Source organism: Muricauda sp. MAR_2010_75 (genome assembly GCF_000745185.1).
Classification (GTDB): domain Bacteria; phylum Bacteroidota; class Bacteroidia; order Flavobacteriales; family Flavobacteriaceae; genus Flagellimonas.
Genome location: NZ_JQNJ01000001.1, coordinates 25,407 through 38,110, shown reverse-complemented (window position 1 = coordinate 38,110; position 12,704 = coordinate 25,407). Strand labels below are relative to the sequence as shown.

13 protein-coding genes are annotated in these 12,704 nt (G+C 41.1%); all 13 read right to left on the bottom strand.

Annotated elements, in window-relative coordinates; all coding sequences use genetic code 11:
- Window positions 1–82: 82 nt before the first annotated feature.
- From FG28_RS00200 to FG28_RS00140, 13 genes are read right to left on the bottom strand one after another with little or no spacing between them, the layout of a single operon-like run.
- A complete protein-coding gene (locus tag FG28_RS00200; protein ID WP_051947120.1) occupies window positions 83–1,264 on the bottom strand; it encodes a phosphatidylserine/phosphatidylglycerophosphate/cardiolipin synthase family protein in 1,182 nt (393 codons plus the stop codon).
- Window positions 1,265–1,266: 2 nt separating this feature from the next.
- Window positions 1,267–2,526: an MFS transporter gene (locus tag FG28_RS00195; RefSeq protein WP_051947119.1), complete on the bottom strand. Its 1,260-nt coding sequence runs from the start codon at window positions 2,524–2,526 to the stop codon at window positions 1,267–1,269.
- On the bottom strand, window positions 2,526–4,673 hold the full coding sequence (locus tag FG28_RS00190) for a copper-translocating P-type ATPase (RefSeq protein WP_036378979.1): 2,148 nt from the start codon (window positions 4,671–4,673) through the stop codon (window positions 2,526–2,528). Before FG28_RS00190 ends, FG28_RS00195 begins: the two co-directional genes overlap by 1 nt.
- 12 nt (window positions 4,674–4,685) lie before the next feature.
- Window positions 4,686–5,417, bottom strand: a complete 732-nt coding sequence (locus FG28_RS00185; RefSeq protein ID WP_036378977.1) for a PPK2 family polyphosphate kinase — start codon at window positions 5,415–5,417, stop codon at window positions 4,686–4,688.
- 11 nt (window positions 5,418–5,428) lie between these two features.
- Entirely contained in the window at window positions 5,429–5,722 is a 294-nt protein-coding gene (locus FG28_RS00180) for a hypothetical protein (RefSeq protein WP_036378974.1), read from the bottom strand.
- A gap of 3 nt (window positions 5,723–5,725) precedes the next feature.
- Window positions 5,726–6,379: a hypothetical protein gene (locus FG28_RS00175; protein ID WP_051947118.1), complete on the bottom strand. Its 654-nt coding sequence runs from the start codon at window positions 6,377–6,379 to the stop codon at window positions 5,726–5,728.
- Complete coding sequence (locus FG28_RS00170) at window positions 6,376–7,269, bottom strand: ribose-phosphate pyrophosphokinase (protein ID WP_036378972.1); 894 nt, start codon at window positions 7,267–7,269, stop codon at window positions 6,376–6,378. The genes FG28_RS00175 and FG28_RS00170 overlap by 4 nt, the downstream gene beginning before the upstream one ends.
- A gap of 8 nt (window positions 7,270–7,277) precedes the next feature.
- Window positions 7,278–8,780: a thymidine phosphorylase family protein gene (locus FG28_RS00165; RefSeq protein ID WP_036378969.1), complete on the bottom strand. Its 1,503-nt coding sequence runs from the start codon at window positions 8,778–8,780 to the stop codon at window positions 7,278–7,280.
- A gap of 3 nt (window positions 8,781–8,783) precedes the next feature.
- Window positions 8,784–10,160 carry an MBL fold metallo-hydrolase RNA specificity domain-containing protein gene (locus tag FG28_RS00160; RefSeq protein ID WP_036378967.1) on the bottom strand — a complete coding sequence of 459 codons (1,377 nt, stop codon included), beginning with the start codon at window positions 10,158–10,160 and terminating at the stop codon, window positions 8,784–8,786.
- Window positions 10,161–10,175: 15 nt separating this feature from the next.
- Complete coding sequence (locus tag FG28_RS00155) at window positions 10,176–10,430, bottom strand: hypothetical protein (protein WP_036378966.1); 255 nt, start codon at window positions 10,428–10,430, stop codon at window positions 10,176–10,178.
- A 27-nt stretch (window positions 10,431–10,457) separates the two neighbouring features.
- Window positions 10,458–11,297 (bottom strand): ATP cone domain-containing protein, encoded by an 840-nt coding sequence (locus tag FG28_RS00150; protein WP_036378964.1) that lies wholly within the window; start codon window positions 11,295–11,297, stop codon window positions 10,458–10,460.
- The gene (locus tag FG28_RS00145; RefSeq protein ID WP_051947117.1) at window positions 11,290–11,844 is read right to left on the bottom strand and encodes a potassium channel family protein; all 555 of its coding nucleotides are present in this window, start codon (window positions 11,842–11,844) and stop codon (window positions 11,290–11,292) included. The genes FG28_RS00150 and FG28_RS00145 overlap by 8 nt, the downstream gene beginning before the upstream one ends.
- A gap of 13 nt (window positions 11,845–11,857) precedes the next feature.
- Window positions 11,858–12,688, bottom strand: coding sequence for a universal stress protein (locus FG28_RS00140; protein ID WP_036378961.1), 831 nt, complete (start codon window positions 12,686–12,688; stop codon window positions 11,858–11,860).
- Window positions 12,689–12,704: the final 16 nt, after the last annotated feature.

The window sequence follows — 12,704 nt, the reverse complement described above, 5'->3', positions numbered from 1 at the left end:
TAGGTTCTTGTGCCGTATGGTTTGCTGCTCGGGTCGTAAAGACAGATAAACGAGCCCAACCATTTAACCACTTGCCAACATATTATAACCTATAATTTTTCAAAAACCTTAAATGCGGAAGAAAGGTCAGAAAAAGCATAATCGTTCGTACCATTTGGTAAAAAATCCAATTACCCAACTTATTGAATATACCGGCTCTTTGTCTTAGACTCCCCTTTGTAATTTCGCTACACTCGCTTATAACTATTTCAAAGTCAGCCCGAAGGTTTTCGGCAAATTCTACTGAGTGAACCTCTACGTTCATTTCAATGCTGCCATAGCAACTAAGACTGTTCAAGTTAAATGAGCCTATGGTAGACCATTTGTTATCAACCACCGCAGCTTTACCGTGTACTACGGATCTGTTCCATTCAAAAATTCTCATATGATGGTCCAAAAAGGAGGAGTACAAATGTTCGGTTGCCCGCCGCACCAACGGCACATCGCTAATACCCGCTAAGATCACCGTTGTTCTTATTCCTCTTCTACAGGCCTTTTTCAAAGCCTTTGCCAATCTGCTTCCAGGCAAAAAATACGAGCCCACGATTACTATTTCCTTTTCGGCATGAATGAAGGCGTTCGTGTAGGCATCACAGACTTCTGTTTTTCGCTGCAGCCAGTCGTTTTGTAAAATTCCCACCAGTGCGCTACCGGCCGAATGTAACACTGGCGGTATTTTTTTTGAACTCCCCTTTTTGAAAAAGTAATCGCTACATAATATTTGTAGATTTTCAGCTGCCGGGCAGTTCAACTGAACGGCATAGTCCAACCAAGGTTCCGAACCTGTCGTTCCGTGGTATTTATCGGCAATATTGATTCCGCCTATCAATGCCATTTTTTCATCGGCGACCACAATTTTATGGTGCATCCGCCTACCGATATAAAAATTGTTCAGAGAGAATAAAGGCGAAAAAAAACGAAGTAAAATAGCATGCTGCACCAAATCCTGGGCAAAACTATTGGGTAATGCAGCGCTACCATAGGCATCCAATAAGACATATACCTTTACCTTTCGTTGAGCGGCTTTCTTCAAACAGGAGGCTATACGGTTTCCCGTATCATCGTTTTCAAAAATGTAGGTCTGTATATGGATTTCTTTTTCTGCCTTATCGATTAGCTTTTCCAGCCTTAAAAAATAGTCTTCTCCCGAACGAACCAATTCAACATATTTCGAATTGTCAGCAGCATTTTGAAGTGCTGTTTTACTACATTTTCTATGATCCATCCCTATAGTTTTTTATGCTGGTCAGCCAATAAGGGCGCGTCAATCCCTTTATTTGGTCGCTTCAAAAAGTAAACCAGTCCCATAGCACCAAAAATGGTTGCACCGGCAATAATAAAAGGGTAATAAAACCCACCAGCTATCAGCCAAGTCCCCAGTACCGGGCCCAAAATCTGTCCGATACTGTTCGTGGAACTTTGAATGGATATATTCCTTCCCGTATTATCCCGGGAAATCAAAGAAATTGCCGAAAGCAGGTTTGGTGTCACCATGGCTCCCCCAGCTGCGAAAATTATTATGGTACCGTAAATGTATAGTTCACCGCTCACAAAGGGGAAGACAATTAACGAAACACCGGATATTAATAACCCTAATGTTATTTGCTGTTTTGAGGTCAGCATTTTTTCGCCATAGGTCGCGAACACAGGCTGCAAAATGGCCATTACCGAACCACAGAGCATAAAACCGATACCCACCTGATTGGTTGTAAATGCCAACTCATCCTTCCCATAAATTGAAAACACGGTCTCAAACAGGGTAACCACAAACTGTATCGCAAAGGATAGGAGCAACAAAATGATAAAATAGTTACTCAGGGAAAAACTGAATTTGACCGCCTCAGAAACAATACGTTTTTTTATTTCGGTATTCTTCAGCCATTTTATGATTATCAGCAATACCACAAAGCCCAAAAGAGCAGCCAAAATAAAGGGAACCGAAAAACCGTCTAAGTGGAACACCCCAAAAGAGTATGTATAATGTAGGTTCGTTTGCGACAGAAATCCCCCCAGAACAGGGCCAAATATCACCCCGGAACTGATAGCGACCCCAGACCAGGCCATTATTTTGGTCCTTCGCTTTTCAGAGGTAATATCACTTAAATAGGCATTACTGACCGGAGTGACCGCTGACGTAAAGATGCCCCCTATGATACGGGCTATATATAGCATCGACAGAGAAGTGGAAAGACCGGTTAGCAAGTTCATCACGACAAAACCTACAAGCCCCAATAGTATTATAGGTTTACGGCCGTGTTTATCGGAAAGCTTGCCCCAGACGATAACGAACAAGAGTTGGAACAACGGATAAATACTGGTCAACATTCCGATATGGAAGTTGATAAGGTCCGTATCCAGATTGTCTTTTAAAGCCAGTTTTTCGGTATAATATGGGAGGGTAGGCAATAAAATGCCGTAGCCCAACATCACTACGAACAAACTCAATAAAACTAGAAATATTCTACCGAGTTTTTCTTTCCTGTTCATCAGTTGCTTCCGATTTTTCTTTTTAACAATTGAGCGTTTATGGCAACAATGATGGTACTCAAGCTCATAAATACGGCACCTACTGCTGGCCCCAACACAAATCCAGAAGAATATAAAACCCCAGCCGCCAACGGTATGGCCACAACGTTGTAGCCTGTTGCCCACACCAAATTCTGGATCATTTTGTTATAGGTGGCTTTACCGAACAATATCAGATTGGCGATATCTTTTGGGTTACTGTTTACCAAAATGATATCGGCGGTTTCCGCGGCAACATCGGTACCGGAACCAACAGCAATTCCTACATCAGCTTTTGCCAATGCAGGTGCGTCATTGACCCCATCTCCCGTCATGGCCACAAACTCTCCTTTGCTTTCCAGTTCTTTTACGATTTCCACTTTTTGATGGGGTAGCACCTCGGCATAATACCCATCCAAACCAAGTTTGTCACTCACAGCCTTTGCTGTTTTTTCATTATCGCCCGTAGCCATTAAGACTTTGATGTTATTCTTTTTGAATACTTTGATGGCATCGGCAGATTCTGGCCGTATTTCATCGGCCAGCGCAATATATCCTGCTAATTTTCCATCTATCAGAACAAAAACTACGGTCTCTGCGGCATCACTAAAGGCATCTTCGGTAATTTGGATTTTTTCATCCCGAAGATATCCCGGACTTACTACCTTGACCTTCTTACCCTCTACGATTGCCTCTACACCCTTGCCCGTTATGGCGTTGAAGTTTTTGGTCTTTGGAATCTCGATGTCCTTTTCTTTGACCTTTTTGATGATCCCCACGGCGATGGGGTGTTCGGAGCTTAGTTCCAGAGCACTGGATAACCTCAGAATTTCATCTCTGGTGTACAATTCGTTCACTGATTCAATTCGGGTCACCCCAAAATCACCTTTGGTCAATGTTCCCGTTTTATCAAACAATAAAGCCGATATTTTTCGGGATTCTTCAAAGGCCGTTCTGTTTCGGATCAATAAACCATTTTGGGCAGATACCGCTGTAGATATAGCGACAACCAACGGAATGGCAAGACCGAGCGCGTGTGGACAGGCAATGACCATGACCGTTACCATTCTTTCCAATGCAAAAACAAATGGGAAACCTAAAATCAGCCAAACCGCGAGTGTCCCAAAGCCAATGGCCAATGCAATATAGGTCAGCCATTTGGCCGCCCGATCTGAAAGGTTCTGCATCTTCGATTTCGTGCGCTGTGCCTCATCGACCATCTTGATCACCTTGTTCAGGTAACTGTCCTTTCCAGTATGCTCTACCTTTACCCTTAAGGTACTATTGCCATTTATGGAACCTCCGATGACCTTATCCTGTACTTCTTTTTTTACCGGTTTTGACTCGCCTGTCAGCATCGACTCGTTCAGGTAGCTAGATCCTTCGGTGATGATGCCATCCGCGGGTACTTTCTCGCCGGGTTTAACCAATATGATGTCATCTTTTAATAAATCCTCTAGTTTTACATCTTGAATTTTATCACCCACAACTTTATGGGCCTCAGCGGGCAGCATACTGACCAAAAGTTGGAGTGCCTTGGATGCGCCCAGCACCGATTTCATTTCCAACCAATGTCCCAACAGCATGATGACAATCAAGGTGCTCAGTTCCCAGAAAAAGTCCTCCCCAGGGAGTCCGAAAACTGTAGCGGCACTATAGAAATAGGCCACACTTATAGCCATTGAGATTAGGGCCATCATGCCCGGACCCTTGGATTTTATTTCATTATAAAATCCCTTTAAAAATGGCCAGCCGCCCCAGAAATAGACAAATGTTGATAGTGCAAATAGGATATACGGATTTCCGGGGAGCAATAGGTCATACCCAAAAAACTCCTGTATCATTGGCGATAAGAACAATATTGGGATGGTAACGATTAAAGATATCCAAAACCGTTTTCTAAAATCCTTGACCATCATTTTATGGTGGTCGTGCCCCATTTGTCCGTGAGCGGGGTTATGGCCCGAATGGTCTCCACTTCCGTGATCCATTTTAGAATGGTCTTCTCTTTGGTGTTGCTTTTTGGAGGAGTCCATCTTAGCATGGTCATGGTTACTGTGATCCATTTTTGAGTGATCCATCTTAGAATGGTCCATTTTTTTGTCCTTGTGCTCTTTGTGATTGTCCATAGTGTTCTATTTTTAGGTATTTGGATATGTTAAATTATGTTTTTTAAGGTGTTCCAATACTATTTTGGCAACGCAATAGTTGCGGTACCAACGTTTGTCGGCTGCAATAATGTGCCATTGAGGGTCGTTGCAGTTGTTCATTAACATATTATAAGCCTCTCTGTAAACTTCCCATTGGCTGGCCGCTTTTTCGTCTTCGGCACTATATTTCCAGCGTTTATAAGGTTTGGTCTGTCTTTCTTTGATACGTTCTTTCTGTTCTTCTTTGGAGATATGAAGAAAAAATTTGAGTACATGAATGTTATTTTGCCTAAGATGCTGTTCCATATATTTTAATAGCTTGCAACGGTGTTCAAGTATTTCTTCTTCGAGGGAATTGGTAACCTTGGGTACCAGGATATCTTCATAATACGAGCGGTTAAAAACTTGTATCATGCCCTTTTGGGGAAAGTGCGGATAGACCCTCCACAGAAAGTCGTGCCTGAGCTCCTCTTCGGTCGGCTTTTTGAATGATTTTACATGAACACCCTGTGGATTCATGCCCTTAAGCGCATTACGAATCGTACCGTCTTTTCCAGAAGTATCCATTCCCTGCAAAATAATCAACAAGCCAAAGCGCCCATCGGCATAAAATTTGTTCTGAAGCTCAAAAAGTTCTTCCCGTATCCCTAACAATCTTTTTTTGGATTGTTTTTTTGAGCTACCTGCGGGAGGAAGGGTTGAAATTGTATTTAAGTCTATCATAGGTTACAGTTTTATCGTAATTTTCTTCGCATTGCTTCCGAGATATTTTCAGCATAGACCCCATAGGCATCTACCAAAAGCCCCTTTATACCATCTTTTGATGAAATGGCATAAAGAACACTGTTATCGTCTGTACTGCTCATACCTTCAAAACGATGGGTTTCATCCACATCAAAATCTTCGGGCTGAATTTCCATTTTCAGTGAGGCACATTGCAAGCATTCTGGTTTCAAGTTGAAATCATAGGTATATCCCCTGATCTGTAAATCATTAATTGCTTCTGATAGGGTGTCATAGTTTCTCATAATTTATGGTTTGTATGTCATCGTAAAATAGCTGCCGTCTTTCTCGGTAAATTTCTGGAATGATAACAAGTTCTCATTTGTAAGTTTTTCACTTGCAACATAGTCCAATTGTTTAATTCGTATACCAATGGCGTAGGCTTTAATATTGATTTTGGATTTGATTGTTTTCCCATTACCATTGGATTCCAACACCCGGTCATAAATTTTTATTTTGCTGTTAGAACCAAAGAAATTCAACAATCCGGAGTCGAAACTCATTTCGAGTTCGACACTATCCAAGTTCGACAGATCATAGAGTTCCTTGAAATTTTCAGAGGTCGTACTGATTTCGGTTTCCTTGGATTTTGGGTTCGAAAACGGAAAGGCCATTACCATTATACTGGCTTCATCGGGCTTGCAGCGATACGTCATGGTGTATTTGTCAGTAGATTTTTTGTCCTTGTCAAACAGTTCGGCAACCACTTCAACCTCATAATATCCATCGACTTCTTTTAGCTTTCCCGCCTTAAAGGTCTGCTTGTTCAGAAAGTCTCCATTTTTATTAAAACTTTCCCGTTCCACCCATCTATCGGACAATTGTCCGATCAACATTTTATTCTGTGCATATGCAGAAACGACCATAAAAATGAATACTGTAAAGTGCAATCCTATTTTCATTGATGGTGCATCAGTTCGTTTACTTCCTTGGCTATGGTATCGCTTAAATCAATTTTATTTGACTGATGTGGAATTGTATTGCAGGTAATGATATCCTTGACATGGGCATCCCAGAGATCTTGATAGGCATTCCCTGAAAATACGGCATGAATGCCAATGCATATTGCAGGTTTCATTCCCGTACTCTTCAAATGCTCCGTAGTATCTATCATGGTACGGGCCGTAGAGATGATATCGTCCACCAAAACAGGGGTCGCGTCCTTAAATTTGTCAACTTCAGGCACGGAGACTTCAACATCACGGTCACCATGGCGAGTCTTTTGTAAGACCGTGAAAGGTGCTCCCGCTTTTTTTGCCACATCTGCAACCCACTGCTCGCTTTCCGAATCGGGCCCGATCAGTACCGGATTATGGATATTTTCCTTGATGTATTTTGAGATTTCGTCAGCGGCATGGATGACTCTGTTCGGAATTCTATATACTTCGCCCAACGAATGTATCCGATGCAAATGGGGATCAATGGTGGTGATGCTATCTGCGAAACCCGAAATCAATTTCCCAAAAAAACCAGAAGTTACACCTTCACCTTCATTAAAAATCTTGTCTTGCCGCATATAGGCAAGATAGGGTGCTACCAAACAGGTACACATCGCACCAAGTGATTTTGCTGTTTGGCTTAAAAAATAGAGCGGTAATAGTTTTTCATCTGGTTCGTGTAAGGTACAGACCAAAACTACACATTTATCTTTTACATCGGAAAGTATGCGTGTATAGGATTCACCGTCCGGAAATTTTCTTATGTTGCATTCCCCGATTTCCGCTTTCATTTTTTTAGCCAACAACTCGGTGAGTTCCTGATTTCCGGGAAGACTGAATAATATAGTTTTCATTTTGTTTTTTATTTAATGGTTATGATATCGTTATGGCGATTTTTGTATTCTAAAGCATAGTTTAGCTCACCTTGTGATTCTGCAAAAAGCGTGTATAGTAAGCCGTCTTTTTCAACTTTATCATTTAAATGGACATTCAATGAAATTCCCGCAGATTTAGATTGGGGTGCACCTGAAAGTTTTGCGAGCTTCGCTATCTTTCTATTGTCAATACGCTTCAAAATCCCCGAAGTCTCCGCTCTGATTTCTGTTTTAAAAGGTGCCAAAACAGGTTGTGTAAAACGCCCCTGGGCTTTACAAATGGCAAGAAATTTTTCGTAGGCCTTACCAGATATAAGTACCTCTTTGGCGGTTTCCATTCCTTTTTCTTTTTCGACCTTTCCTGAAAGTTCTAACAGTTCTCCAGCCAACAGCACAACACGTTCCTTTAAGTCTTTGGGTGCATCTTCTTCATTTTTTAGCACATTCAATATGTCGATAGCTTCCAATGTTGGGCCGATGCCATAGCCTACAGGTTGAGAGCCATCTGTTATGATTGCTTTTACCTTCAGGCCGACAGCCTTACCGACATTTTCCAAATGATTTTTCAGCTTTTCAGCCATTTCCATACTACGAACTTTGGCAGTTTCACCTACAGGGATATCGATAACAACGTGAGTAGAACCAGCTGCAGCTTTTTTTGATAGTACGGAAGCTATTAGCTGCCCTTCACTGTCAATATCCAATGCTTTTTCAATTTTAATGAGCACATCATCTGCGGGACTTAGTTGGGCAGTACCGCCCCAAACAAAACAACCACCTTCTTGATTTACTACGTTCTCTATCTCGTCAGCAGAAAGCGCAACGTTGGTGAGAACTTCCATTGTGTCCGCCGTACCTGCTGGTGATGTAATGGCTCGGGACGATGTTTTGGGCATTGTAAGCCCGTAAGCGGCAACTATAGCCACTACCAAGGGGGTGGTTCGGTTTCCAGGCAATCCACCAATACAATGTTTATCCACAACTATTTCTTTGTTCCAGTTTAGTTGCTTTCCTGAAGCAATCATCGCTTTTGTTAGGTCGGATATTTCATCAATATCCATTCGGTCTCCTGCACAGGCTGTGATAAATGCTGAAAGATGGATATTTGAATAATCTCCCTCCACGATGTCTTTTATGATCTGATTATAGGCATCGTAATTGAGCTTTTGATTATAAATTTTTGCCCTTACGTGACTCAACGATTCAATAGGTTCCAAATGGGAAACATACAGCATATCATTTGGGGAAACATTCAGTTTTTTTGCAGCAGCGTCTGATAGACCTATCTCATTGGGCAACAGAATATCTGAATTTATGACATTGAGGCTTGCCACTATTGAACGGGTTACTTTAGCAACCCTTATCCTTGTGAGTGCCTCAAACCCTTCCGAAATACACACGAGGCAATCATCACGCATATATACCACATTTTCGTTTTGGGTATAGATACCAAGATGTTTATATTTTAAAATATTTGAATGTTGTTCCATGGCCTATACTATTTCTTCAATGCTGTATAATTGCGGTATTTCTGCTTTCCAGCTATAAGTTCTCTCAATGTCGTTTTTCAATGCCTTTGCACCTTCATTTTCACCGTGTACAATAAAAATCCGTTCAGGCGTGTTCTGTATCTTACTCATCCAACCCAAAAGTTCTTTATGGTCTGCATGCGCTGAAAGCCCTTCAATTTCAACAACTTCCATGTTAAAAGGAACCCATTTTCCATAAACTTTGAGTTCCTTGTCACCTTCCAGTAACTTCCTGCCACGTGTACCTTCGGCCTGATAACCTACAAATAGAAGGGTATTATTGGAGTTTTGAGCTTGGGTTTCAAGATAGTTAAGCATTCTTCCTCCAGTAAGCATTCCGCTTCCGGCAATGACAATTTTTGGTTTATTATCAGTCCGCAATTCCATAGTTTCACGATAACTGCTTACAACGGTAAAGTGCGAGCACATTTCATCACATTCATTGTCTTCTAATCTGTGCCAATCCCTTGTGCGGTGGAATAGTTCTAGTACATTAGTCCCCATAGGGCTGTCCATTATCATTTGCACTTTTGGTATTTTATTTTCCTTGAGCAATCTCCAAAAAATAAGCATCATAAGTTGGGCACGTTCTACCGAAAAGCTTGGGACAAATAGACTGCCACCTCTATCAAGGGTGTCATTGACCAGTTTTTCAATCTGTGGAATGGCTTCTTCTTCCTCTGGATGAAATCTTCCGCCATAAGTGGATTCAATAAACAGTACATCGGCCTTTTTCGGGTTTAATGGTGGGTATAACAGTAAATCATGGGTTCTACCTATATCTCCTGAAAAGACATAGCGTTTTCCATGTACATCCAAATCGATATAAGTTGCTCCCAAAATATGTCCATTGTATTGGAAACGGGCTTTTACGCCATCAAACAATGGAATCCATTGTGATTGCGGAACGCCCTTAAAATGTGGAACGGTTTTTTCAACATCCTTTAAGTCGTATAGTGGCTCTGCTGGGCTGTGCTTGGAATAACCTTCTTTATTGGCACGTTCGGCTTCCTGTTCCTGTATTTTAGCACTATCGTTCAGAATGATTTTGGCAATATCCAAGGTTGGATTTGTACCGTAAATAAAACCATTAAATCCTTGTTTGACCAATCTTGGTAGATAGCCTGTGTGGTCCATATGGCCGTGTGTGAGCAAAACCACATCAATCTCTGAAACGTTCACAGGGAGATATTCCCAGTTTTTGAGACGTAACTCTTTTAAGCCTTGAAACAATCCACAGTCAATCAGTATTTTTTTGTTTCCAGTATCCACTAAATATTTGGAACCGGTTACTGTACCAACCGCTCCCAAAAAATGGATGTTTATTTTATTATTTTTCATTTTTATAATATTTTTTTAGTGGCCACCACAGCAAGAAGGTGTGTTACTTTTGTCTTGAGTCGATTTGTACAACTCTACTATTTCATTATAAAGATTTCGCGAATCCTCTTTGATAAAAAGGGCTAACTTTTTAATGGATAAAGGTTCAAAGTTTACCATTTCCAATAGTATTTCCAAGGCTTCTTCAAGCAGTTTTGGGTCATCTTCCAATGCTTCGTAAAATGGTTCTAAATCAATACTCTTTTGTTTCTTTAATTCTTCTGTTTTCATGATAGTTATTTTTAAGATTTTATTTTTTTAATGGTTTTTGCACAGTGCTTCGGAATCCTCCAAAATCTTTTTGTGCCTTGTTTTATCTATTCCGATTTCATTTAGCAAAGTAGGTGTTTCGTGAAGCTCTTTGCAGAGCACAATGCCTTTATCCAATAATTTGGATTTCTCGGCCTTCGTCAAGGTTGTTAAAGAGGTTAAGGGATGTAGGCCGGATTTGTCTATGCGTTCTTTCAGACCGTTTCCTTCCGGATAATCCCAACTTGTAAGCATCAGCCCAACACAGGTGCCATATTGTATAGCATCAGTTGTAAAACGGGTGTTGGTGTACACTCCACCCTGATGAAACTTTGTTTTGTGGCCTTGCTGTTTTTCCCATTGTTTTTCGACATCCAAAAATCTTGAATGTATATATAGTGGAATCTTGACATTGCAAAACCTGCCTTGGTCGCTATGGTATTTGCATTCAATCATATAATGTTTCTTATCCTTTTGGGCAATGACATCTACTTCATGGGTCACACAGCTTCCCTGTATGATGCTACTGACTTGTGTCTGAAATCCTTCGTGTTCCAGCAATTTGCCGACAAACTTTTCAAAGGGGTAGCCTGAAGGCCCCAGTTCCATCAGCGCTTTTTTGAGTTTGTATTTTGATGCGCTTACCCGAGATTTCCTTTTCAACATCTTAAAGGCCATTTGATATATCTTCTTGGTGGTCATTCCGTCGAAAACGATGTCCTCAATATTTTTGACAATCTCATTAATTGTTATTTCATTCGCACCGGCCCGTTCCAATGACCGCCTTACTTTTTCCATTTGAAAAGGTGCCTTCTCGCCGCTTGCTTTTATAATTGTTATCTTATCCATTAATGTGTATTTTTTTAATATTGGCCAAAGCAAAGACGACCAAGAAAAAGCTTAGGAATATTTCGAGCATGACAACAAATCTGGCTACGTCTGAAGTAGGAACAATATCGCCGTAGCCCACCGTTGAAAATGTGATCACACTGAAATAAAAAAAGTGATACAAATTGTAGAGATACGAGTTCGAATAATCAGGAACGCCTTCAAATGTGGTATGGTTAAATTGGAAAAGACAAGCATAGTCGGTCGCATAGGAGAAAATGCTAATGATGATAATCAATCCAAAAACCCAAAGCAATCTCTCCAATGAATGACAGATCTTGATCAATTTTGACAAGCGTTTCAGGGTAGTTGCCGTTATCACAATGGTCTTTCCAAGTGCTGCCGCAACGATAATTATGTGGAATGGAAAAGAGGGGTGGTCTATCATCGACATCAAAACGACATACAGGATGCCTATTCCCAAAATGGTAACCAGGGGCAATACCGTTCTGTCCAACAATAATTTGTAGAAGGCTATTTCTCGTATTTGACCTAAGCTATCGGACATAGTGTTATACTTTTCAAATTTTGATAGTCATTACCGGCAGTGATGAATGGTTTGCAACCCCTTCAGCTATACTTTTTGAGAACAAACTCAAAAAACCTGTATTGCCATGTGTGCGCATGGCGATCAGGTCAGCTTTGTTTTGCTTCAAATAAGTGTTGATGCCCGTCTCCACCGTCATTTCGTTATAGACGTTCATAGAGAAATTCTTGAGTTTGGGAAAACCCTCCAAAAACTTTCGAATAGGGTCTAGGCCGAGGGCAATACTGTTACGGTCCGATTCTGTATTGATGCGCAAAAGGTGAATTTTTGCATTGCATTTTACTGCGATGGATAGTACCTCTTTAAAGGCATTGCCCACATCCTCCACAAAATCTGAAACGAAGACGATATCCTTGAAAGGAAACCTTACATCATCTTCTTTTACCACAATGACCGGAACATCAGATCTTCTTACCAAACGTTCGACGTTGCTTCCCAAAAGTTCCCGTACAATGCCCTTGGTGCCACTGCTGCCCGCAATAATGAAATCATGGTCATAATGGCCAGAATGTTTCAGTATGTTTTCCTGGTCCACCTGAAATTGCAAAAAGGTCTGACATTTCAGGTTTTCTTGTTCGGCCTTTTTTTCCAATGCACGTAATGAGGCTTTTGCTGCCCCAATTTTTTTGAGGGTCTCCGGATATCGCTTTTCTTTTTGCTTATCCAATTTTACCCAATCCACCGGTGTTTTCAGCAAATGGAAAAAATGGATTTCTGCCTCGAAGAGCTTGGCCATCTTGATTCCAAACTCCGCCGCCTTATTGCAGTTCTCTGAAAAGTCTGTGGGTACCAATATGTTTTTCATCTTAACTATGATTTTA